Source organism: Aquimarina sp. 433, from assembly GCF_054054605.1.
Map to the genome: position 1 here is coordinate 1 of NZ_JBSWZK010000019.1, position 22,782 is coordinate 22,782.

Sequence of the window (22,782 nt, forward strand, 5' to 3'; positions counted from 1 at the left end):
AGATCCAAATTCAATAGTATTGGAAATTCATTTTTGATATTTTTCGGTAAATGTCTAGAGCAATAAATAAGAAAGTTAGGAGCCATTTCAGACACAATTTCTTTCTTTTTGTTTAAAGCTTCCATCCATCTTCCCATAATTTTCGTTTTAATGACACACAACGTCTCGGGTATGGTGTGTAGCGTGCTGAAAGCCGCTATGAACTATACCCATTGTTGGCATTTCGTTTTTATTTTTCTGTTTTATAGGTTAATATATAAAGTCCATCTTTTGCTTTTTTTCCATAAATCGCCATCGCAAATTTTGAATCGAAATACAAAAAGTCTTTATTTTCAAGACTACAACTACTTTTTTCTCCCATTTGAGCTTTAACAAACTCACGATATTTAATTTCAACTCCGTTACTTAACACAATCGGTTTTCTCTTTTCATGATAGGCTCCAATCCCTCCAAGATACAAGACCTCAGGTTTGGCTTCTATTGAAAAGTTAGTTTTTAATTCCTCTTTTGATAATATGTAATCTTTTGTTTCATATCCAAAAAACATTTCGTTACCTCTTTTTTCCTTAACATCATGATATGAAACTCTTATTACATTATCATTATCAATTAAACTTGTAGGTATTTCAATTGAAAAAGTTCCATCTGTTGAAGAATAAACATTCAATATTTTTTGTGAAGTTACAAGGATGATTTTTGCGTTTTCAATAGGTTTTTTCAAATCCTTAGAAGTTATCTTTCCCTTAAATATAATTATATCGTCAAGTTTTGGTTCACTGTGTTTAGAAGGAGACTTTTTCTTTTTTGGATTCACTATTGAGTTTGAACTTTGAACGAATTCAGTTTTTATATTGTGAGTTTTAGCGTGCAAAGTTTGTCCAATTGTTAATGAAGTTGCAAGTATTAAACCTGCGGCTACTTTAGATTTTGGAAAATTTAAATTGAAATTATTATCTAAATTTAATAATAGTGAATTCAATTGAGAATGTGTTAGTCTTGCACAAATTCTATTTCCCGATTTTTTCATCATCTCCGAAATCTCAATTTGATTTAGCTTCGTGAAGTCAACAACATTCTTTGAACACAAATCACAATAGCTGCCTCTTTCATTGGGTTTCATATTTTCCCACTTTTCATCACAAGGATTGTCTAATTTTAAAATTTTGTTCTTCATTGGGTTATGTTTTAATGAATGCCAACGTTTAATATATGTGTCGTAGCAAGGCAAAATGTTACCTTGCTTTTTGGTTTTTCTATGCAGTGATTGCTAGCTTTCACTTTCTGCAAGCATTGCGTCTTGCCAAAAATACAGTAACCTTTCGATTTATCACCTAACTGCTATGATCACATATATGTTGTTGTGCGATCGTTTTATTTTTCCGCAATTAATTGGATCTGTTCACAATTTAATCGAAACATTTTTCCATTCTCAAAAAGGTAAATTATATCATCATCCTTATTCGGCTTTTTGTGTTCCATAAATCCGTCATTCAATTCACGCATTGATTTAGGGAAGAATGAAATTGTACTTAAAGTATTTTCATCATTTGGGAATTCAGAATTATCCCCTTTCGCCGAACTTTTGAAAGAAATGTTTTTATGAACAAATGTTAGCCGTTCAAATTCATTTTCGTTAACCCACTGACCATTCGATTTAACGAACTCAATAATCACATCGTTTTTTGTTTCCGAAATTCCTTTGAATTCAAAGTTGTTATGCAAGTCAATATGGACTCCGTTTAATCGGACAGCATAATTTTCTTCAATTTCGAAGTTCGTATTCATATAGTTTATTTAATGGCGCACAACGTTAGATGTATGAACTGGAATGTCCCGATAGGGTATTATAGTTTCATACATTCCTGTTAGCAATAGTTTAATTTCTTATTTTATTCATTACATTTAACATTCGAAATACCTTGAAACATAAAGTTTAAGTTTAAAGAATTTCCAGCGTTATAATCATCTAGCATATTATTATTTACTTTACTTGAGAAGTCTTTGCAAGATTTGAAATGTGGTAATATTTGTTTTTTAAAAAATTCTTGGTCTTTCTTGTTTTTTCTGGAAATCAAATGTTTTTCTATTATAAATTCCCCTTTATTTTTGTCCAACAAATAAACATACATTCTGTTAAAATAATATTGTGTCAATATATAATTCTCATTTTCCGCAATAACTTCATGTATTCTTTTTAATCCTAAAAAACTACCAATTTCTAAATTGGTGAAGTATTTACCGTCTAAATAGGCTTCTTTTATTTTGCTTTGACGAATTTTCTTTTTTCGTTTCTGCGAATTAAAAAAGTAGAAATATTGGCCAGTTAATTCATAATCATTAGAGTTAAGATATCCGTATTCTCCAATATCTTTTCCATTCTTACCACTAGAAACTATAACTTTTTCACCATCTTTAGTGATAAAATAATTATCTGATTTTTGTGATTGAACAAAAGCAGTAGTTAATAATATTAGTAGAGTTATTTTTATTTTCATTTTATTTAGTTTTTCAAATGATCCTCTTGTTTATTGCTAACGGTCTCGGCTATGAGTAGTTGCGTGGGTTAGCACTTAACTTTGCAAGTACACACCTAACTGAAAATCCGCGAGAATTTTCAGAAGAAGGCGAGAACAAGCAATTACTTATAGCCATTGTTGTAAGCAGTTATATTTTATTAACTTGAAGGCTCTCTTCAATTCTTGTCTAAGGCGTGCAGGAACTAACATCAATTTCACTGTATAAATTTGGGTCTTGGTTTGGGTCTTCGACCGTGTTAGCCATCATTGAAATTTTAACAATTTCATCACTTGTAGAAAAACAAAGTTGGTGAAAGTTATCATTGTCATTTATATCTGCTATCGAAATAGGTGTATGCGGTATTAGAACTCCAGAACTTTCAGAATAGCCAATATAGTACTGAAATAAGTCAGATTCTGTATCACCACTTATATATGGTGTAATGCCACCATTCCATGCAACTTGAATCGTTTGTGTTCCTGAACCACATTCATTCAGATTGCCATCAATTCTTTGGGCAAAGAATAAACTTGGTCCATCAGCAAGCGGAATAACATTCGTTGTAGTGATTTCGTTTAGGTTTATGATTTCTGAACAAGCGGACTCTCCAGATGAAGTGTCAGTTGTAAATAAATCCCCTACAACTCTAACTTCAACAGGTGGATTAGTAACAGCGGTACCAAATTCACCTAACAGAAGCACAGTTCGATTTTCTCCGTTTTCATTAGCTGGTGCTAAAAGAGCACACATTGGGATGTGTTTATTTCCAAGGTTATCTACAACTTCAAAATCAGTTTCCGATAAACTGGATGCATCTAATGGAAATTTAAAATTAACAGGCATACCATCTAACAGGCTTCCTAGTTGATTACACAATAGACTTGGTAGTGCATTATCAAGTCCAAAAAAAGCTGACACAAGAGCATCTTGATTAACCTGTTCTTGAAGAGTATCTGGGTTAATCTGTTCTTCATTTTTGCTACATGAAAGCAAGAGGATTACTGTAAATAATTTAAATAGATTTCTCATATTTTATTAATTTATTTTCAGTTTAGACTCTTTTTATCTGGTTTGGTTTAATTGCTTACAACAACGTCTATTGTATGTTGCGTTTGCATCCCGAAGGGTGCATATGCAATATACAAATTGTTGTACGCAGTTTTTATTCGCTATAAATTGTTAGTTCGACATCCCTTTGACTATATTCCAAAATAACAATTTTCTCGTCTTTTGTCCATTTTTGTTCAACACCATATTTTTTAGATTTAGAACTATCAGGTTCTCCCAATTTTCCTTTGAGGTAGTTTGAAATATAATCGAATTTCTGTTTATATATTGTTTCACCTTTTTCTTTATTGGACATCGAAGCAACAACATCTTCAATGCTCTGATTTTTGTTTCTGTTTTTTCCCCATTCAAAACTTATTAGTTGTATTTTCTGGTCATTTTCCGAATAGTAATACATTACTATTAGTCTCAATTTATCACTCTCAATTTTTCTGTAAATTCTCGGTGTTTTAACATTTCGACCATCAAGGCGATAAGTTGAAATTTTATGTTTTTGAGTAATATCTATAGCATTAACATCTTGCTCAACGTTATCAATTTGGTCTAAAGTCAAAGCACTAAAATTTGAATAATAATTTTCAAAGGTGTTTTCAAGCCAACCATTCATTTTCTTTTCGCCAAATACTGGTTCTTTATAAATGTTGTTGAAATAGGTTACTTTAAAATCATTATTACTTATTTCTATAATACCGTAAACAGAGTCCTTGTCTGTACGAAATTGAACCGATTGAAAACTATTGTTTTGAATCGGATTTCTTGAGTCGTAGTTCCATTGAAAAGGTCTTATTTCAGATTTAAATTCGTAAGAAGGAATTAACTTTTTATTTTCTACTGTACCAATCTTAGTGGAAATACTGTCTTTGTATAAATGGTAAAGTTTGTCGTTAGAAATGAATGATGTCGCTAATGAAAATGTCGGATTGAAATAATCATCATTTTCATATTCAAATATTATTTCTGCTCCGTTTGTAGAATGATTTCCTTCTCTACGAAATCTTTCATCAAGTACAGCTTTTTGATAAACGTATGGTTCTTGGCTTTTATCTAGTTTTTTAGGATTGTCAATTTTTAGAACAGATTTTCCAGCTGTCAAATAATATGATTCTCCCAATTTATTTACAATTGGTGTAGTGGCTCCAATCTCAAATTGTTTTCCAGTTTGTTTATCTTTAAACCAAGTTACGCCACCCCATTCTCCAAAATCAAGAGAATAAACCGAGTAATCCTTATCGTCATAGTATAAATCAATTCCTTTTTTGGTCTCTATCCAATTGTTGTTTTTGTCAAGATAGAAAGTGTTATGGTCATAATATTCCGTCGTAAATATTGTATCGTTCTTAATATACAAATCGTAATAAAAAGTTTGAAGCTTTTTAGGAACATCAATTTTAGATTTGATTTGACCTTTTTTGTCAATAATGTAAAATTGATGATTAGAACCTGAACTAAACTTGTCATTGTCAGTTTTAAAATAACAATAAAAATTATCGTTAAATGCTATCCAAGGCCCAGGTCTTCCAGGAATATTAATTTCTAAATTTTTACAATCCACATTTAGTTCTTGTGTTTGGCAAGATGCTGCTATAAATGCCAAAATTATTATGTGAATTACATTTTTCATAAATTGCGTACAAAACGTCTAGTGTATGGATCGTATTGGCGTTCAGCCAATATGATTTTATACACTTTGTTGCCAGTAGTTTTTTATTGAGTAATATACTTTTCAAATTCCGATTTGTCAATTTTCAAAACGGTGGTTGGTTTTTCCAACTTAAGTTTTCCGTTTTTCGTAACAGAAACATTTTTGTTATATGGTTTTTTTATAAAATATTCAAAAGCTTTTTTGTTAAAATCATATTTTGACCAAACATAAATACCCTTTTTGCTATCACTCTTATAATAATCAGTTTCAGATTCCGCGTTTAAGATTCCATATTCAATTATCTTTTTGAAGTGTCCATCGGAGTTTTCCGATTTCCACCATTTTACAGTGAATTGATCAGAGTCATATTTTCTATTCTCCCAATTATCTCCAATTTTTGGTATTCCTAGTTTTTCGCGTTCAGAATTAAATTCAATTCCATGGTTTTTATTAAAAGGGACCACTGATTTATAAATAAAATTTACTCCCCCAATTACTAGTAAGTATAAAATACTTTTTAGTAAGCCTTTTCCTAAAGTTTTTAAAGAAAAATTAAATTCTTTTGGGTCACTTTTATAATCATAATAGTATGCTATTAAAATCGGCACAAGAATTATCAATCCAATTAAAATTCCGTATATCATTTTCGTTTTTTTTTAATTATTGGCAACGTTTAATATATGTGTCGTAGCAGGGCAAAATGTTACCTTGTTTTTCGATATTTCTGCGCATTGGTTGTTAACTTTTACCTTTTGCAAGCATTGCGCCTTACCAAGAATACAACAACCATTCGATTGATCACTTTGCTGCTATGATCACATATATCGTGTTGTGTGCTTTTTTTATTTTTACTATCCGATCAGCTTGGTGTCCTCAACTTTGATTCCAATTCCATTTAACCAGTTAGTTACAAAGTCAGTGGGATTCCAATAAACTATTTTTTCGTGTTCCCACATATCCATTCCATTCTTATTCCCTGACTTATATTCAAGTTTAGTTTTTTCAATTTCGTCAATTTGAGATTGTGATAATTTTGGAATTTCAATTATGCTATTTTTCTTCTTTTTTATGGATTCAATTTTTTCTTCAAGAGTGAAAATATCCTTATCCGAATAGTTAACTCCAATCTCATAATTCAAAACCATTTTCCACTCGTTATTTTTTCGAATGAGATTAAAAAGCGATTTATCTTCTTTATCAATAAAGAATTTTACATTTTTTCAGGCTCAATTATACTTGCTGCTCTTAACCAAATATAAGTTCTATTTAATTTCCAGTCTTCCATCTTGAATTGCACACAACGTTCCGTGTATGGCTTGTTGCGGAAAATAAACTATGATTTTCCGCCATAACCGAAAGATAGCAAAAATGCAACGAATTTTAGGTAGAAAATTCAGCCGCAATTAGCTATACACGTTGTTGTGTGTAGTTTTTGTTTTATCTTCCAATACGATTTTTTATGCATTTTAAAGACATATAAACTTTGTAAATTAGAAAAAGAGTTTAATTCCGTAGTATTTTTAGTAAAGATGTAGGAATGGACGATATCACTTTTCCATCACTCAATTCGATTTCTTTTTTAATTGTTGATTAAACCTTTTAGTCAAAGTAAAGTCTTAGTACTATCAAGTAACTAAAATATATGATATGAAAAAAAATAAAGAGTATATAAAAAAAGTAAAGTCTTATCTTGCAAAAGGATTATACTTATTCGTTGTAATAATTTTTGCTTTTTTATTGAGCTGTGGCTCAGATGATGAAGATAGTACTACAGTTGTAATCGAAGAACCGGAATTGAATACTCCCATTATCCAAAGTCCTGCACCTCTGATTCATCTTGCAGATAATTTGGATGAACAGGATCAATTAGGATGGTGCATAGATACCCAGGGTAATGGCTTTAGCGAAAATCTTCATACACATTCTTGTAAGCCTACTGGTGGTGATGTGCAATTTATTTATAATGAAGAGACTTTTCAAATTTGCTCAGTAGAGTTTACAGGTTTTTGTATAGAAATGGTGGGAGGACCTGCAGAAGGTATGAGCTTAAGCCTTGTTGAAAGTAATACAGACTCATCTGATCAAAAGTTCATTTACGACGAAAATAGCGGAGAATTTAATCCAGAGGCAAATACTAACCTTTGTCTTGCTGCAGGAGATACAAGCGGTGTTGCTGGTATCTATATGTTTCGTTCACTAACCTTGGAGCTTTCATCTGAAACTGAAGAAAGTTTAAAAAAATGGGTAATAGTTACCAATTAGTAAAACTTATGAATTCAAGTAAAAAACCCAGCTTAATTAATTGATTTGATTTATTGTGATAAATTCTGAATATTGTTCTCAAATGACACACAACGGTCTCGTATAAGAATAGTAGCGGATTTTACCCACGTACTTTTCGGTTAAACACAGACCTTTTTTATTATTATTTCATTTTGTTTTAGCGATTAAACCGCTATTATTTTTATACAATGTTGTACGCTGGCTTTAATCAAAAAAATCTCCTGTGTCATAAATCATTCCGCACTTTTTACATCTGTAATGCCAAGACAAGCCAGGTCCAAATTTTGAAATATGATAAAATCCCATATTTTCATCAAAAATGTGTTCATTGCCATCAACACACAATTGTGATGTTGGAATTGACTTTCTTTGTTCTTTTATTTTCTTCATTTCCTCTTGCCATATAAAATGGTCAGGGAAAAAATCTATAAAATTGATATTTTCTATAGTTTCCGATTTAGTATTTACAACACCCTCAAAAAGAAACAACACTTTATGGTCAAAAACAATTCTATTTTGATTGTCAAATGATTCGGGATAATTATCTCGATATTTATACACAGGATTTTTTCTGAATTTTTCTAACTCTTCTATTTTAGTTTCCTGTTCGTATGTTGCGACTATTGGTACTGCAAGACTAATTTGAATTGTGTAAGTGTCTGGTGAAATGTTTTTTGTAACATAGTAATCGTGAATTTCTAAATCCTTAATTTCTAAATTTTCAATTTCTGGGATATCCTCGTATTCTTTATCACTATAAAAACCACTAACGTATCCAGGAAAGCATTTTATATCTTTAAGTAACTCGTCTCTTATAAGGTCTATTTTTATAGATTTTAAAACTAATTCATCGTTTACAAAGTCGAATTTTGGTCCAAATTCTTTTAGAAAATCAGATATACTTTTGAAAAAGTGTAAGTTCTCAATTTTCTTTTTTTCTATTATTTCTTGGACGTGTTTATGTGTGGTAAAAAAGTCATCATCGGAAATCAGAATTATTTGAGATTCCTTATTGCCATTTGCAAAATCAATTAAATCTTTTGCAATAAGAAAATCTCTAGTATTGTCTTTTCGCCCATTTACGCGTTTATTCAGCAAAAGAAATTCCAAGAGCTCATCTGATGAATAACTTTCGGCACCAATTCTTAATTTGTGAACGTCAAATTGTTTTTCAGCTAACTTATATCCTTCATCAATTTCTTTTTCAACGTCTTGTAATTTTTCGATTTGAATTAGTGGATTTTTTTCAATCTGTGATTTTAGGTTAGTATAATCCCGTAATAATTTATTGTAAATATCTTTTTTATAGAAGTCTAGAATTTCTTTTTGGACTACATTTAAAACTCCAAAGTCATTGTAAGTACTATCCAAGAAGTCCTTTAGTCTCTTGAAATCCTGATTTTCAAGAAACCTTTGTCCTAATTGTCTATAAATGTTTGAGTCTAAAAATACTATGGTCATATTTCAGCTTGCGTACAACGTTTCTTGTATGGTGCGTTTGCTTCCCGAAGGAAGCAAATGAACTATACAAATTGTTGTATGACGTTTTTATGATTTGGTTAGTTCAATATAGTATTTTTCGTATTCTTTGTATTCAGCCTTAAGCTTTTCAGGCATATATTCTACAATTCTATTCATTTCATCAGCACAATCTCCAAGTAACAAAGATTCGCAATACGATACATTTAGAGCGTTTTCGATATTAGAATCAATAAAGTCTATTTTTGACTCTTGAAAGTCAAAACATCTTTTTAATTCATTAATGTCGTTCGCTTTTATTTGTTCCATTGTATAATCCGCAAACATTTCCATTCTCATATGAATCACATCAGGTTCCCACTCAAGAATTTTATTTTTGATTTGTGGAAACTCTTTAATCAAAGAATTAAAATACTCTTTTTCATCAATCCAATTTTCACTATTCATTTAGTACTTTTCTTAAAAAATTTAAAATTCTGATTAGAAAGTATATCTCTCAAATTCTCAAATTCTGATTGATGAATATTAGAATCTAAATTATCCAATATAGCAGAAAGTAAACCGGTTATTCCAACAACATCATATTGATCAACATCAGTTGAGTTCCATTGGATACAATTTCTTAAATGTTTTTCAAATTCTTCATAAGAATCAATTACCAATTTATTTTTATTATTCATTTATTACTTTTCTTTGCTTTAATGACATACAACGTTTAATATATGTGTCGTAGCAGAGCAAAATGTTACCTTGTTTTTCGGTTTTTCTGCGCATTGCTTGCTAACTTTTACTTTCTGCAAGCATTGTGCCTTCATAAATATACACAAACCAATCGATTGATTCCTTTGCTGCTATGATCACATATATCGTGTTATCGCGCGTCCTTTTTTCAGTCACCGAACTTACTAGACCAGCCAAGTAAGGTGATATTACTTACGTAATTACTCCGTCAATTTTATTTTTCTTTCTCGCGATCACCTTGCAATCATAGAGTAGGAGACAGACCTTACCAAATTAACCTGAACTTTTTTTCGTCAGAAGCTGATCAGCCAAAAAAGCGATTTTTTAGCACGTTACTACTCCGTATTCCTCCTCAACTTTGGTTTTTCTATCGCTTTTTCCTCGATTAGACCTTAACCATCACAAAAATACTCAGACCATTGAGTGGTTAACCGTTGGTTGCTTTCGTTCTACTTTTCGAATTCCTAAAATGCACAGATAACATTTAATATATGTGTCGTAGCAGGGCAAAATGTTACTGTGCTTTTGGGTTTTTCTGCGCATTGGTTGCTAACTTTTACTTCCTGCAAGCATTGTGCCTTCATAAATATACACAAACCAATCGATTGATCACTTAGCTGCTATGATCACATATATAGTGTTGGCGGTAGTTTTTTATTCTTATTTCTCCATTCTGATTAGCGTCCGCATTCCATTTATCATAATCATTGATGCTTTTCCAGTTTCGATGAAATATTTTAATTCAGTTCCGTTTTCAAGTTCCAAAAGCCCAAGTGTAAAAGAATCATCCTTATATCCTTTAAAATCTCCATAACCTTTGTCTTTCGCATTAACCAAATTTCCACTACTCTCAATTCCATTCTCATTCGTTATCAATTTTTGAGAAGTCAAAATGCTATAGTTTTCGGAATCAATAATAGTTGAACAAATAATCATTTCATTTTCTGTTAAGTTAAGATTTAGTCCAGAATATGGAAAGTCAGAATTCGATTCATAGAATTTTGTCCATTTAAAATCATCATATGGTTTTATAGTACTTCGTTTAATAAAAGCAATTGAAATATTATGTTTGGATTTGTCGCTTTTTCTCAACCTTTTTTTTCTTTAGCTCGCAAGTCTCTTAAAAAGGTTAGAAACTTTATACCTTTATTACACTCAGGGCAGTATTTTGTTTTTTGAATAGATGGATTCTGTACAGATGATATAAATTTAAAATTTTCATATCCGATTCTTCTATTGCCTAATAAACCTAAATATTCAGATTTATATGAACCAAAATCAACATCACAAAAATTGCATAATTGCAATTCGAGTCCATCATAAATCTCATAAACAGTATATTTATGTATTCCGTTTTTGAAGTGATTTATTTCCTCTTCTAATCCTCCACAATCATCACAAGGAGCAAATTCCTTTACCTCAAGATTTGAATAGCATATTGGACATTGTTCTTTTTTCATTTGCTCAAATTACCGCCAACGTTTAATATATGTGTCGTAGCAGAGCAAAATGTTACCCTGCTTTTTGGTTTTTCGGAGCATTGGTTGCTAACTTTACCATTCTACAAGCATTGCGCCTTACCAAATATACACATACCATTCGATTGATCACTTATCTGCTATGGCACATATATCGTGTTGTGTACCGTTTTTATTCGGTTTAGATTTTTAACTTTAATTCAAATTGGTCAGCAACTAATTCAATAATATCGTCATGAGTATGAAAAATATAATGTTCGTGTGATTTTTTTACTTTAATATCTCCATAGTACGAGTTTTTAAATTCAGTTATTCTCTTAGAATCAATTACCTTTTCAAAGCTTGAAGTATAATCAGAGTGATTATAAAAATCGAGTTCAATTATTTTAAATTCAAGAATTCCTTTAAAACTTATTTCATAGGGAATGAGTTTGTCATTTTCGCTATTAACATTTTCACACAACGATCCGTTAAATTCTCCAGTCAGCTTAACGGAACGAGTTCCGTCAAATTCAATTTTTTCCAAAAAGATAGCGTCTCTTCCGTAAATCAGTCCTAATTCCTTAATTATAATTGGTTCTTTCATTTTTGAAGTATGGTACACAACGTTTAATATATGTGTCGTAGCAGGGCAAATTGTTACCCTGCTTTTCGGTTTTTCTGTGCATTGATTGCTAACTTTAACATTCTGCAAGCATTGCGCCTTACCAAATATATACGAACCATTTGATTAATCATTTAGCTGCTATGATCACATATATAGTGTTGTGGCAAGTATTTTTTTAATTAAAGTCCTTTTTTAAAGCTTTATATGCTTTTAACATCAAAAAAACTCCAAAGAATAAACATATAAATCCACCTCCAAAACTATTATTGAAATCTGTAGTTTTTTGATTCAAAAAAATTAATTTAGAGCCGTCAAAATTGGTCTTCATTTTAATTTGCCTTTTTCCAGAAACATCTTCACAATATTTATTACCAACTGTAATTATATGAATTTTTCCATTATATTTCACTTTGCAAGAAGCTCGTTTCCAAACATTTTTACATGACTTAGGAGCTTCGATTACTTGTACGTCGACAATTTTTACATTGTCAAAAACATTTTTTTCAAACTTTGAGTTGTAAAAAATTATACAAGAGATAATTATAAGGAATATCCCTGGTAGATTATACGAACTCAAAATATATGATACTAGCTTATGGATAATAATTATGGATTTTTGATTTAATTAGAGGATTTAGTATTTGCCACAACGGTCTCGTATAAGAATAGATGCGGGTTTACGTTCAAGGATTTTCCAGCTGAAAATCAAACGTAGTAAACTTACAACTACCTTTGATTAAGCTCAAAATTGAGCAATTATTTTTATACATTGTTACAAACCGTTTTTATTCATTCTGAATTCCCTTTTCCGCTTATCTACACAGTCCTTAACCATCTTTCTTGTAGGTATAATTCTTTTAGCTATGAATGAATGAATACATTCTCTTCTAATATTTCTAATTCTTTGGTCTTTTACAATATTTATTAGCTTTTGGTTAATGTTTGACCAATCTAGATGATCGATTATTCCAATTTTTGGGGATTCTAATTCAGAATTCAATTGAGCATTCAGATTGTACTTATCGCTCAATTCAAAAAGATCTTGTTTACTAAAATCATATTCACTTTTTTCAAAAAACGCTAAGATTATAAATTCATTAAGTATAATTTGAAAAGGGTCGTTATCCTCAAAATTAAAATATAAAAGGTTCTTTGTTTTTCGTTTTTCCCATTCTGTAAGCTCCTCCTTTGACATTTTTTCTATATCAACAACTTCTTCGTCACTTTTTAGAATTACATATGGGAAAAGTTGAAAATGCTCTGAATTATTATCTATTTCCTTTAACCAATGTTTAAGTTTAGTGCTAATTTTATGGTCTCTATATTCAGGAAGAAATGAATCTAAAATCTCTCTTAATTTTTCTTCCGCTTTTTCAGGTGTTTTAAAACCTTTGAAGATTGGTTTGTTGGAAATTGATGCTCTCCAAATTATAGAATAAATTAATAAATGAAAAGCAATTGGAGAAGTTCTGATACAAGTGTAATATTTTGATTTCGGCTCATCTTCTGTTTCTGTAATTGGGAAATTTTCAGAAAACTTTGATTCTTCTATTTTGTTCGTTATTTCCTGGCTGAAATAACTTTCTATATATGAAAGCCTTTTTTCACATCCCGAACAAAGTATGTAATCTTCTTTAATGTCGTCAGCTTTCCTGTTTTCTGAATAATCCTGATTTGGGTCAGCAGTCAAATTATGTCCCTTTTCTTCATCTCTTTTTCCGATTTGAGATGCAACAATAAAACAAGAAGTCAGGTGAGAACCTGTTTGGTTAGCTTCATTTTTTTTGCAAAGTTGACAATCAGCCATAGTTTTGGTCAAATGGTTTGTAACGTTTTATATATGTGTCGTAGCAGGGCAAAATGTTACCTTGCTTTTTGATTTTTCTGCGCATTGGTTGCTACCTTTTCCATTCTGCAAGCATTGCGCCTTACCAAAATACAATAACCTTTCGATTCATCACCTAACTGCTATGATCACATATATCGTGTTAGCAACTGGTTTATTACTTTAGACTAATAATATTGGTTATTTTTTTCGATTCAATTAAACTAATTAGTTGTTCGTTTGGTTTAATATCTTTTCCATCAATATTCCAAAACTTCCATTTTTTTAGATCAATTGTATTTTCGAAATATTCAATCTCACAACCTCCGCCGCTATTGTCTTTTGTCAGTGTGGTATCATATTCACCTTCTGCGATTTTAATTTTGTCATGGGTTATAAATATCCACTTTCCCTTGCGATATGAGTAATCTACTTGAGTAGGAACAGTTCCACAAAAAGTATAGGTGCCTTTTTTTACCTTCCCAATTCCTTTTACTGTATAAAAACTACTTTTGGTTTCAGGTGCTTTTTTCTTATTAGTCTGGCAGCTAATTGTTAAGATTATAACAAAAATAAATATTAAAGTTTTATTCAAATTATTCTGATTAGTAATTTGGTTTTTCATCTTGTTGCTAACGTTTAAGATATGTGTCGTAGCAGAGCAAAATGTTACCTTGCTTTTCGATTTTTCTGCGCACTGTTTGCTAACTTTTCCATTTTGCAAGCATTGCGCCTTACCAAAAATACAACAACCATTCGATTCATCATTTAGTTGCTATGGCACATATATCTTGTTATCGTGCGTTTATTTTTTTCAGTCACTAACCTTACTAGACTAGCCAAGCAAGGTGATATTACTTGCGCAATTACTCCGTCAAATTTATTTTTTCTTCTCGCGATCACCTTGCAATCATAGAGTAGGAGACAGACCTTACCAAATGAACCTGAATTTTTTTTCGTCAGAAGCTGATTAGCCAAAAAAGCGATTTTTTAGCACGTTACTACTCCGTAATCCTCTTCAATTTTGGTTTCTTTTATCGCTTTTTCCTCAATTAGACACTAACCATCACAAAAATACTCAAGTTATGGTGTGGTTAACCGTTTGTTGCTTTCGTTCTACTTTTCAGATTCCTAAAATGCACGGATAACGTCTCTTGTATGGTGCGTTTGCTTCCCGAAGGGAGCATATGCACTATACAAATTGTTAGCATTTCGTTTTTAATTTTTCTTTCCTGTTTTTCTGTCAATTTCAAAATCTTCCCACCCTCCAGGGGGATCCCATTCTCCACTTCCATTAATTTTCAACGAAGACAATTCGTGAATTACTACTCCGTCAATTCCCAAGTTTTCAGTTCTCCATTTAGTTTTTCCGTCAAGAGTTAAATTTATCAATTCACAATCACTTGCGACAAAAACATCATTACCATCAACAATAAACTCACTAAAGTAACCGTCAAAATGTAATTCAGTTAGTTTTTCATTTTTATTTAGGTCAAACATTGCGAACTTTTCTCCATAACCGACTAAAATAATTCCATTAACAATATCACTCTGCTTAAAAGTTGGACTATAATCAGATTGGATTTTTAGATTGATAATTGGATTATATGAATTAGATTCCTTAACTATCACAAATTCACAGTTCGATTCTGAATTATTATCACTCTCAAAAAGATTAACTATTTCAACTTTCGAGATTGGTTCAGATTTTATTTCGGTAAAATAATTCACAGTTTTTTTAATGAATGCTAACGTTTAATATATGTGTCGTAGCAGAGCAAATTGTTACCCTGTTTTTAGGTTTTTCTGCTCATTGGTTGCTAACTTTAACTTTTTGCAAGCATTGCGCCTTACCAAATATACACGAACCATTCGATTAATCACTTAGCTGCTATGGCACATATATCTTGTTATCGTGCGTTTATTTTTTTCAGTCACTAACCTTACTAGACTAACCAAGCAAGGTGATATTACTTGCGTTATTACTCCGTTAATTTTATTTTTTCCTTCTCGCGATCACCTTGCAATCATTGGATTAGTAACAGACCTTACTAAATGAACCTGAACTTTTTTTCGTCAGAAGCTGATCAGCCCAAAAAGCGTTTTTTTAGCACGTTATTACTCCGTAATCCTCCTCAATTTTGGTTTCTTTTATCGCTTTTTCCTCGATTAGACACTAACCATCACAAACTTACTCAAGTCACGGTGTGGTTAACCGTCCGGTGCTTTCGTTTTGCTTTTCAGATTTCTAAAATGCACGGATAACGTTCCTTGTATGTTGCGTTTGCTTCCCGAAGGGAGTATATGCAATATACAAACTGTTGTAAGTAGTTTTTATTTAATATTTTTTCTAATTTTTTTTGGTAGCCAACATCTCATATACATACTTTCTATTTTTTTGTTAGGATAGTAAACGGTAAAAAAGGTATGTCCTCCGTCAATACATTCCTCCGTTCCATATTTTTCAGGTTCAGCATTCCACTTCTTTTGGGAATTTAATTTTCCATAAATCTCTATAATGTCAAGATATACTCCTCCTTCAGATATTAAATCATCTTTATTTTTATTTTCTCTTTTTTCGTCATATTTCATAGTTTTTCTATTTAAGTTCAAAGTGATCAGAACTCTATTATTGAAGATCGAAATATAATTTGCAGGACATCCAGAGCATATAAAATCATAATATTCACTTATAATTATTGGATTTTTAGGGGACTTACTTTGAATTTCGTTCAGTGTATTTAAATATAAGCCCCTGAATTTTTTCTGCATTTTTAGTTCCGCATTTAAAAATTTCGCAGTGCTGAATGGAGACTTATTAATGCTTTCAATTTGAGAGTCATTGAACATTTCATTCAATTCTGAAATCCTCGTTGATTTACAGCCAAGTAATATCAGAAATAATAAGTTGATTAATATGTATAATGTTTTTTTCACAATTACTTACAACGTTCCTTGTATGTTGCGTTTGCTAGCCGAAGGCGGCATATGCAATATACAAATTGTTGTGTGTGGTTTATTATTTAAATGTTTCGCGTAACCAATTATCCAATTCTATTTTGTCTCTTAAGTGTATTTTCATTATTGATGAATCATCCAAGTCTGAAATGGTCAAAGGATAATTAGTTTCGTCCATTTCTCTGATTGAGTTTAGAGTTTTATTCCAAATACTATTAGTCCAAGGTTTATCTCCTCCAAAATCCCATTTAGGTAGAGTGATAGGTTGAATATTACCATGAGACGTTTTGATTCTATATCCTTTTAAATACATTTCAGTTTATAATGTACAGTTTTTGAGAACATACTCTAATGTGAATTTTTCTAAGTTCTCATTCACAATGAAGTTTCGAACTCTTTGACTATCATTAATCGTATAAAATATTCGATAAGCTCCTTTTGATAAGGCAAATTCAATTTGCTGGTTAAAAAAATATTCTCCGTCTAACAAAGGGTTTCCATTTGTTTCGCTGAGATGAACTTTTAAAGGAGATTTATCTTTATTATCAAGTCCATTTTCATAAATTCCTATCGAATCGTAATCTTTATCACCTTCGCTAAACAAATCAATTGGTGTGTTGTTTTTAAAGAGTAGATAGAGTCCGTGTTCGCAATCATATTTGAAGTCAAACTCAATCAAATAGTAAACAGAATTATAAGATTGAAGTGGAGCTATTTCAATTGCTTTAACTCCGAAAATTTTTGATAGTTCTGATTTATTATTTGCAATATCTTCTGTTTCAATGTCTATAGCTGATTTATATACAGGTAGAATCAAGTTTTGATAATAATTCCAAATACCATCTAAAATTTCAGATTCATTTCCTATAACAAATTCAATTGCTTTTATTTGACTGTCTCTTGGTAATTCAGTATTGTTGAAAGATTCAATTCTGATTTTAATTTCATCATTTTCTCTTGGCTTCCAACAATAATAATTGAGTGTTTTTAGTATTTCAAAAGTAGGGTTATTTATGGGTTTGTAACACCAATAATCTTCCCAAACTTCGTATTTCTCAAATTCTTTCAATTAGGTCTATTTTAATTACACACAACGTTTCGTATATGCGGCGTGACCAGCTCTTGCTGGGCATGACCGTCATATACATTGTTACAGGCAGTATTCATTTTTATTCGTCAATAAATCCACCATTCAAATCTTTTTTTATTCGGTTTGAAATTGTAAAGGTTATCCATTTTTCTCGCAAAATTTCTTCTTAGCCTCTTTCCTTTTTCGCTACTTTGACGTAATTCTTTTAGATATTTAGTTAAGTACTTATCTAAGAGTTTATAAAAAATTGTACGGTATATTTTTTTCTTATTCCCGTCTTTCCCAAACAACGTTCCTTTCTGTTCCTCTTTTGGTTTGAGATTAATTGTCCAGTCTTTTTTTGTCCTACCTTCATGAATTAGTCCACATCTAACATCGACGTAGAACTTATCAGCAGAATAGGTTATTCGTGTTTTATTTTCATCATCTTCTTCTTCGAAGTTATGTTTGAAAATGTTCTCAGTTTTTAAGAAGTTGACAAATAGTTCTTGACAATCACTATATTGATAAGGTGGGTCTTTTTCTTCATTGTATCTATTATTGTAAATACTTCCATTTCTAAATGCTGCAAATGTTTCAATTAAAATGCACTCAATTGAAACGATTGAAAATCCAACACCTTCATTATTTCCTTGGTTAATTAGCAGAGAAATTGGGTTCAAAAACTTATTTTTTATTCTACTCTCAAACAAATTAAAAGCATCTTCCCAAGATTCACTCATCTCATAATTATTGAGAGATGGTCTTAATTTTTGCCATACTGTTCTTTCTTGGATTTTATTGCTCATTTGTTTTTTTTCTTATTGCCTGTAACGTCTCTTGTATGGTGCGTTTATTTCCCGAAGGGAACATATGCACTATACAAATTGTTAGCATATGTTTTTAATTATTTCTTCTATTCTATTAATGTCTTTACGATTTACAAACTTCTCATTTTTTATGAGGACATTATTTCTATAAAACTCAATTTCTAGTTTTTTCTGACCTTCAAAAGATTTTAATATCCTTAAAAGATTAATAATGTCAGGCGACTTTTTAAATGTAAAAGATTCGTAGCCTTTAAGTTTTAAATCATCATCATTTTTTATTAGGTCTAAAAATTTTTCAGTAGACGATTTTTCTCTCAAATAATAATGACCAAAATCATTGTCCAATTTGATCCAAAACATAACTTGGGATTCTTGATAATCATCATCAAAATAAGAATGTTGATTACCAATTAATTTTACAGATGGTAAAAACACATAACCATCACAATATTCTATCTTAAATAGGTCAGAGTACGTCCAATTATCGTATTTACTTAAAATTCTTGTGTTTTCAAGTAACTCAATATCTTGTTCCGTGAATTTTTCCTTGATATAATTAGGTTCACTTTTTAAATAATTTATTGCTCTTTCTACTTCTTTTTGTTCTTCGGTATATAATTTTTCTATTTGCTCTTCAGGAACCGCTAAGAATTCATTATTATGTTCAATCCAATGACCCGACTCGGCTTGTTCTAAAGTCAACTTGGCTCCTGTCTCTGGATCTATAATATATTCATCAGCCAAGCTTTCGTTTAATTTTTGATCATATTCCTTTTCTGCTTTGGTCTTTCTAAATACGAAGGATAAAGCAACTGCACCTATTTCAAAACAGATTATTGCAAGAATTAAATGAATCATATTTTAATTATCTTTCTTATCAATATATGCTAACGTTTAATATATGTGTCGTAGCAGGGCAAAATGTTACCCTGATTTCGACAAAAACTGCGCATTGATTGCTAACTTTTACTCTTTGCAAGCATTGCGCTTTCATAAATATACACAAACCAATCGATTGATTACTTTGCTGCTATGGCACATATATCTTGTTATCGTGCGTTTATTTTTTTCAGTCACTAACCTTACTAGACTAGCCATGCAAGGTGATATTACTTGCGTTATTACTCCGTCAATTTTTATTTTTTCTTTTCTTGCGATCACCTTGCAATCATAGCGTAGGAGACAGACCTTACCAAATGAACCTGAACTTTTTTTCGTCAGAAGCTGATCAGCCAAAAAAGCGATTTTTTAGCACGTTACTGCTCCGTAATCCTCCTCAATTTTGGTTTTTCTTATCGCTTTTTCCTCGATTAGACACTAACCATCACAAAAATACTCAAGTCATGGTGTGGTTAACCGTTTGTTGCTTTCGTTCTACCTTTCGGATTCCTAAAATGCACAGATAACGTTTAATATATGTGTCGTAGCAGGGCAAAATGTTACCCTGTTTTTGGTTTTTTCTGTGCATTGGTTGCTAACTTTTCCATTTTGCAAGCATTGCGCCTTAACAAATATACACAGACCATTGGATTCATCACTTTGCTGCTATGGCACATATATCTTGTTATCGTGCGTTCTTTTTTCAGTCACTAACCTTACTAGACTAGCCAAGCAAGGTGATACTACTTGCGTTACTGCTCCGTCAATTTTATTTTTTCTTCTTGCGATCACCTTGCAATCATTGGATTAGTAACGGACCTTACTAAATGAACCTGAACTTTTTTTCTTCAGAAGCTGGTCAGCCAAAAAAGCGATTTTTTAGCACGTTATTACTCCGTAAACCTCCGCAATTTTGGTTTTTCTTATCGCTTTTTCCTCGATTGAACACTAACCATCACAAAAATGCTAAGGCCATTGGGTGGTTAACCGTTCGTTGCTTTCGTTTTACTTTTCAGGTTCCTCAAATGCACGGATAACGTTTTATATATGTGTCGTAGCAGGGCAAAATGTTACCCTGCTTTTTGGTTTTTTTTCGCGCATTGGGTGCTAACTTTAACTTTTTGCAAACATTGCGCCTTCATAAATATACAATAACCATTCGATTGATCACTTTGCTGCTATGACCACATATATAGTGTTGTGGTTAGTTTTTATTCATTCAATATTTTAGTCAGCTTTGGAAATTCAGATTCCATTCGTTTATTATCCATTTTTCCATCATTATCATGATCTCCGTATTCAAGTCCGACCATAATTAATCCAGCAAAACCTTTTCGTTCAGATTTTGGTATTCCGTTCAGTATTTTTGCAAAATCCTTTTCGCCGATTCGATATATTATTTGAGTCAGAACGTAACCTAAATCATATCCGCTTGCTGCTCCTCCATTTGGAAAATCTTTTAGTTCAATAATTGCGTTTTTATCTTTCGTTAGAGCCTTGGAAATCAGTTTTTTCATTTTTTGATTTTCAGAGAAAGATTGATGGGCAAATAATGTACCTCCAATTAGAACTCCGTCAACTCTATCAGATTTACAGCTGAATATTGAGATAAATATTAAAAATAAGGATAAGATTTTTTTCACAACTTTAATTAGAATTAACCACAACGTTTTATATATGTGTCGTAGCAGAGCAAATTGTTACCTTGTTTTTTGATTTTTCTGCGCATTGGTTGCTAACTTTTACTTTCTGCAAGCATTGCGCTTTACCAAAAATACAACAACCATTCGATTCATTACTTAGCTGCTATGATCACATATATGTTGTTGTGGCCAGTTTATTTATTTAATCTCATTATCATAATCATAATATTCCAGAGAGAGAATAAGTCACTTCCTTTTTTCGTAATAAAAATCGTTTCTTTTCCGTCAAATTCAGTAACTAACAATTCGCGTTCGTTGCGTTTTTTAATTTTTTTGAGTTTAGTTTCACCAGTTTCTGCTTTTTCGAAATATTCTTTCCGATTTTTAGAATCCACATCTTCAATTGCATCTAATTTTACAGAGTTGAGTTTTGTTCCATCATACCCAATAATTCTTTTTGTTCCCAATGCTGTCCAATTATTCTTCGAATCCGTAAATAGTAAGATTATTTTTCCGCTATCTTTTTCGTCAAAATGATTTAAGTATTTCATTTTGACTTCATCAGTCAAGTTCTCAAATAAAAATACAGTTTTATTCGGCAGATTATGTTGAGAAGCTCTCCACTTAATTCTATCTTCTATAAATTTGACTGTTTTTCGCATTCAGTTTAATTGGCTACAACGTTTAATATATGTGTCGTAGCAGAGTAAATTGTTACCTTGATTTTCGATTTTTCTTGCGCATTGGTTGCTAACTTTTAGCTTCTGCAAGCATTGCGCCTTACTAAAAATACAACAACCATTTGATTAATCACCTAACTGCTATGATCACATATATCGTGTTGTACGCTGGCTTTTTTCGTTCGTATTATTTTTATTAGACTTAGAATAACCGAAATCATAGCACTTGTTCCTATAATCAATCCATAATTTATTCCATTCCAATGTAAACTTCTTATTCCATCATCACAAGCTGTACACTCTATAACTTTTATGTTCGCATCGATTGCGGAAATTCCGATTAAAGAAATTCCAAAAGTCAAGAAGCATATAATTCCGTTTTTGAAAACCTCTGTTAGTCTTTGATTCAGGTTTTCAAGAGTCAAAACGAAGAATGATATGCCTATGCTCAAATAGTAAAAATTACTCCCAAAAAGATAAAAATTCTTTCCCATAAATCTAATTCGGTTTGAAGTAGACCAGAGGAAAATACTCTGAATTTGCTCTCTAAAAAAGGAATAAGAAAATAGAGATATTCCAATTCCGATAATAAATGCTAAAATCCCAAAGATTATCTTTTTTTTCATTCAGTTATTAATTCAGATTTGTTGTTTTCTTTTCTAATCAAATATAAAACTCTGCCGAAATACATTAAAAAAGGTATTCCGCTTCCAAGCGTTATTGCAAAAAGAAAACTGTCATATTCCCAAGCCCCATAGCAAACAAAAAGGAATGAAATCAGCATTAAAGTCAGTCCTATGTAAATCCAATTCTTTTTGGTCAAAATGTTTTTAGAAAATAATGGTCCAATTGAAATCAGTTTTCCAATAAGTGAAACAATAACTACTAAAAATAGACTGCTTTCATAAGGATAATTTTTGTCGAATTCAAATCCTAAATCGATTACATTCCGAACACTTAAATACTCAATCAATATCATTATTCCATAACCGTGCCCTGACGGAATTCCAATCAGAATTATCGAGTTGAGAATTAATGTAATTATTATAGCTCTTTTTATCAATTTGAGTTCGTTTTTCGGCT

At 31.2% G+C, this 22,782-nt stretch carries 27 protein-coding genes; 1 reads left to right on the plus strand and 26 read right to left on the minus strand.

The window, feature by feature from the left end; translation table 11 throughout:
* Nucleotides 1-229: 229 nt before the first annotated feature.
* From ACWNT5_RS23760 to ACWNT5_RS23790, 7 genes are all read right to left on the minus strand, one after another.
* Nucleotides 230-1,174 (minus strand): hypothetical protein, encoded by a 945-nt coding sequence (locus tag ACWNT5_RS23760; RefSeq protein WP_299611204.1) that lies wholly within the window; start codon nt 1,172-1,174, stop codon nt 230-232.
* 197 nt (nt 1,175-1,371) lie between these two features.
* Complete coding sequence (locus ACWNT5_RS23765) at nt 1,372-1,785, minus strand: hypothetical protein (RefSeq protein ID WP_299611207.1); 414 nt, start codon at nt 1,783-1,785, stop codon at nt 1,372-1,374.
* Between the two features lie 104 nt (nt 1,786-1,889).
* The gene (locus tag ACWNT5_RS23770) at nt 1,890-2,495 is read right to left on the minus strand and encodes a hypothetical protein (RefSeq protein WP_299611210.1); all 606 of its coding nucleotides are present in this window, start codon (nt 2,493-2,495) and stop codon (nt 1,890-1,892) included.
* A 208-nt stretch (nt 2,496-2,703) separates the two neighbouring features.
* Entirely contained in the window at nt 2,704-3,546 is an 843-nt protein-coding gene (locus ACWNT5_RS23775; RefSeq protein ID WP_299611213.1) for a hypothetical protein, read from the minus strand.
* Nucleotides 3,547-3,679: 133 nt separating this feature from the next.
* Nucleotides 3,680-5,206, minus strand: coding sequence for a hypothetical protein (locus ACWNT5_RS23780; protein WP_299611217.1), 1,527 nt, complete (start codon nt 5,204-5,206; stop codon nt 3,680-3,682).
* Between the two features lie 83 nt (nt 5,207-5,289).
* Entirely contained in the window at nt 5,290-5,871 is a 582-nt protein-coding gene (locus ACWNT5_RS23785) for a hypothetical protein (protein WP_299611220.1), read from the minus strand.
* Between the two features lie 207 nt (nt 5,872-6,078).
* Nucleotides 6,079-6,372 (minus strand): hypothetical protein, encoded by a 294-nt coding sequence (locus tag ACWNT5_RS23790; protein ID WP_456518786.1) that lies wholly within the window; start codon nt 6,370-6,372, stop codon nt 6,079-6,081.
* 502 nt (nt 6,373-6,874) lie between these two features.
* Here ACWNT5_RS23790 and ACWNT5_RS23795 point away from each other — a divergent pair.
* Nucleotides 6,875-7,489, plus strand: coding sequence for a ricin-type beta-trefoil lectin domain protein (locus ACWNT5_RS23795; RefSeq protein WP_456518787.1), 615 nt, complete (start codon nt 6,875-6,877; stop codon nt 7,487-7,489).
* Between the two features lie 225 nt (nt 7,490-7,714).
* Here the strand turns inward: ACWNT5_RS23795 and ACWNT5_RS23800 are convergent, their stop codons facing one another.
* The 19 genes from ACWNT5_RS23800 to ACWNT5_RS23890 form a co-directional block, all read right to left on the minus strand.
* Complete coding sequence (locus ACWNT5_RS23800) at nt 7,715-8,971, minus strand: PIN domain-containing protein (RefSeq protein WP_456518788.1); 1,257 nt, start codon at nt 8,969-8,971, stop codon at nt 7,715-7,717.
* A gap of 87 nt (nt 8,972-9,058) precedes the next feature.
* Nucleotides 9,059-9,436 (minus strand): DUF7674 family protein, encoded by a 378-nt coding sequence (locus tag ACWNT5_RS23805; RefSeq protein WP_456518789.1) that lies wholly within the window; start codon nt 9,434-9,436, stop codon nt 9,059-9,061.
* Nucleotides 9,433-9,669: a hypothetical protein gene (locus ACWNT5_RS23810; protein WP_456518790.1), complete on the minus strand. Its 237-nt coding sequence runs from the start codon at nt 9,667-9,669 to the stop codon at nt 9,433-9,435. The genes ACWNT5_RS23805 and ACWNT5_RS23810 overlap by 4 nt, the downstream gene beginning before the upstream one ends.
* Nucleotides 9,670-10,390: 721 nt before the next feature.
* Nucleotides 10,391-10,822, minus strand: coding sequence for a hypothetical protein (locus ACWNT5_RS23815; protein ID WP_456518791.1), 432 nt, complete (start codon nt 10,820-10,822; stop codon nt 10,391-10,393).
* On the minus strand, nt 10,819-11,190 hold the full coding sequence (locus ACWNT5_RS23820; RefSeq protein ID WP_456518792.1) for a hypothetical protein: 372 nt from the start codon (nt 11,188-11,190) through the stop codon (nt 10,819-10,821). Before ACWNT5_RS23820 ends, ACWNT5_RS23815 begins: the two co-directional genes overlap by 4 nt.
* A 199-nt stretch (nt 11,191-11,389) precedes the next feature.
* Entirely contained in the window at nt 11,390-11,794 is a 405-nt protein-coding gene (locus ACWNT5_RS23825) for a hypothetical protein (protein WP_456518793.1), read from the minus strand.
* Nucleotides 11,795-11,990: 196 nt separating this feature from the next.
* On the minus strand, nt 11,991-12,392 hold the full coding sequence (locus tag ACWNT5_RS23830; RefSeq protein ID WP_456518794.1) for a hypothetical protein: 402 nt from the start codon (nt 12,390-12,392) through the stop codon (nt 11,991-11,993).
* Nucleotides 12,393-12,587: 195 nt separating this feature from the next.
* Nucleotides 12,588-13,622, minus strand: a complete 1,035-nt coding sequence (locus ACWNT5_RS23835) for a hypothetical protein (RefSeq protein WP_456518795.1) — start codon at nt 13,620-13,622, stop codon at nt 12,588-12,590.
* A 196-nt stretch (nt 13,623-13,818) separates the two neighbouring features.
* Nucleotides 13,819-14,265 (minus strand): hypothetical protein, encoded by a 447-nt coding sequence (locus ACWNT5_RS23840; RefSeq protein WP_456518796.1) that lies wholly within the window; start codon nt 14,263-14,265, stop codon nt 13,819-13,821.
* A gap of 593 nt (nt 14,266-14,858) precedes the next feature.
* Nucleotides 14,859-15,371, minus strand: coding sequence for a hypothetical protein (locus ACWNT5_RS23845; RefSeq protein ID WP_456518797.1), 513 nt, complete (start codon nt 15,369-15,371; stop codon nt 14,859-14,861).
* Nucleotides 15,372-15,974: 603 nt separating this feature from the next.
* Nucleotides 15,975-16,577, minus strand: a complete 603-nt coding sequence (locus tag ACWNT5_RS23850; protein ID WP_456518798.1) for a hypothetical protein — start codon at nt 16,575-16,577, stop codon at nt 15,975-15,977.
* A gap of 82 nt (nt 16,578-16,659) precedes the next feature.
* Entirely contained in the window at nt 16,660-16,911 is a 252-nt protein-coding gene (locus ACWNT5_RS23855; RefSeq protein ID WP_456518799.1) for a hypothetical protein, read from the minus strand.
* Between the two features lie 6 nt (nt 16,912-16,917).
* On the minus strand, nt 16,918-17,667 hold the full coding sequence (locus ACWNT5_RS23860) for a DUF6985 domain-containing protein (protein WP_456518800.1): 750 nt from the start codon (nt 17,665-17,667) through the stop codon (nt 16,918-16,920).
* A 107-nt stretch (nt 17,668-17,774) separates the two neighbouring features.
* Nucleotides 17,775-18,476, minus strand: coding sequence for a hypothetical protein (locus tag ACWNT5_RS23865; RefSeq protein WP_456518801.1), 702 nt, complete (start codon nt 18,474-18,476; stop codon nt 17,775-17,777).
* A gap of 81 nt (nt 18,477-18,557) precedes the next feature.
* Nucleotides 18,558-19,355, minus strand: a complete 798-nt coding sequence (locus ACWNT5_RS23870; RefSeq protein ID WP_456518802.1) for a hypothetical protein — start codon at nt 19,353-19,355, stop codon at nt 18,558-18,560.
* Between the two features lie 1,232 nt (nt 19,356-20,587).
* Nucleotides 20,588-21,019, minus strand: a complete 432-nt coding sequence (locus ACWNT5_RS23875) for a hypothetical protein (protein WP_456518803.1) — start codon at nt 21,017-21,019, stop codon at nt 20,588-20,590.
* A 194-nt stretch (nt 21,020-21,213) separates the two neighbouring features.
* On the minus strand, nt 21,214-21,681 hold the full coding sequence (locus ACWNT5_RS23880; protein WP_456518804.1) for a hypothetical protein: 468 nt from the start codon (nt 21,679-21,681) through the stop codon (nt 21,214-21,216).
* A 152-nt stretch (nt 21,682-21,833) separates the two neighbouring features.
* The gene (locus tag ACWNT5_RS23885; protein WP_456518805.1) at nt 21,834-22,325 is read right to left on the minus strand and encodes a hypothetical protein; all 492 of its coding nucleotides are present in this window, start codon (nt 22,323-22,325) and stop codon (nt 21,834-21,836) included.
* Complete coding sequence (locus ACWNT5_RS23890) at nt 22,322-22,762, minus strand: hypothetical protein (protein WP_456518806.1); 441 nt, start codon at nt 22,760-22,762, stop codon at nt 22,322-22,324. Before ACWNT5_RS23890 ends, ACWNT5_RS23885 begins: the two co-directional genes overlap by 4 nt.
* Nucleotides 22,763-22,782: the final 20 nt, after the last annotated feature.

Bases quoted from the DNA above. Each gene is read 5' to 3' on its own strand.
- ACWNT5_RS23760 (WP_299611204.1), bottom strand. From the start codon at position 1,174: ATGAAGAACAAAATTTTAAAATTAGACAATCCTTGTGATGAAAAGTGG.
- ACWNT5_RS23765 (WP_299611207.1), bottom strand. From the start codon at position 1,785: ATGAATACGAACTTCGAAATTGAAGAAAATTATGCTGTCCGATTAAAC.
- ACWNT5_RS23770 (WP_299611210.1), bottom strand. From the start codon at position 2,495: ATGAAAATAAAAATAACTCTACTAATATTATTAACTACTGCTTTTGTT.
- ACWNT5_RS23775 (WP_299611213.1), bottom strand. From the start codon at position 3,546: ATGAGAAATCTATTTAAATTATTTACAGTAATCCTCTTGCTTTCATGT.
- ACWNT5_RS23780 (WP_299611217.1), bottom strand. From the start codon at position 5,206: ATGAAAAATGTAATTCACATAATAATTTTGGCATTTATAGCAGCATCT.
- ACWNT5_RS23785 (WP_299611220.1), bottom strand. From the start codon at position 5,871: ATGATATACGGAATTTTAATTGGATTGATAATTCTTGTGCCGATTTTA.
- ACWNT5_RS23790 (WP_456518786.1), bottom strand. From the start codon at position 6,372: ATGGTTTTGAATTATGAGATTGGAGTTAACTATTCGGATAAGGATATT.
- ACWNT5_RS23795 (WP_456518787.1), top strand. From the start codon at position 6,875: ATGAAAAAAAATAAAGAGTATATAAAAAAAGTAAAGTCTTATCTTGCA.
- ACWNT5_RS23800 (WP_456518788.1), bottom strand. From the start codon at position 8,971: ATGACCATAGTATTTTTAGACTCAAACATTTATAGACAATTAGGACAA.
- ACWNT5_RS23805 (WP_456518789.1), bottom strand. From the start codon at position 9,436: ATGAATAGTGAAAATTGGATTGATGAAAAAGAGTATTTTAATTCTTTG.
- ACWNT5_RS23810 (WP_456518790.1), bottom strand. From the start codon at position 9,669: ATGAATAATAAAAATAAATTGGTAATTGATTCTTATGAAGAATTTGAA.
- ACWNT5_RS23820 (WP_456518792.1), bottom strand. From the start codon at position 11,190: ATGAAAAAAGAACAATGTCCAATATGCTATTCAAATCTTGAGGTAAAG.
- ACWNT5_RS23825 (WP_456518793.1), bottom strand. From the start codon at position 11,794: ATGAAAGAACCAATTATAATTAAGGAATTAGGACTGATTTACGGAAGA.
- ACWNT5_RS23835 (WP_456518795.1), bottom strand. From the start codon at position 13,622: ATGGCTGATTGTCAACTTTGCAAAAAAAATGAAGCTAACCAAACAGGT.
- ACWNT5_RS23840 (WP_456518796.1), bottom strand. From the start codon at position 14,265: ATGAAAAACCAAATTACTAATCAGAATAATTTGAATAAAACTTTAATA.
- ACWNT5_RS23855 (WP_456518799.1), bottom strand. From the start codon at position 16,911: ATGTATTTAAAAGGATATAGAATCAAAACGTCTCATGGTAATATTCAA.
- ACWNT5_RS23865 (WP_456518801.1), bottom strand. From the start codon at position 18,476: ATGAGCAATAAAATCCAAGAAAGAACAGTATGGCAAAAATTAAGACCA.
- ACWNT5_RS23870 (WP_456518802.1), bottom strand. From the start codon at position 19,355: ATGATTCATTTAATTCTTGCAATAATCTGTTTTGAAATAGGTGCAGTT.
- ACWNT5_RS23880 (WP_456518804.1), bottom strand. From the start codon at position 21,681: ATGCGAAAAACAGTCAAATTTATAGAAGATAGAATTAAGTGGAGAGCT.
- ACWNT5_RS23885 (WP_456518805.1), bottom strand. From the start codon at position 22,325: ATGAAAAAAAAGATAATCTTTGGGATTTTAGCATTTATTATCGGAATT.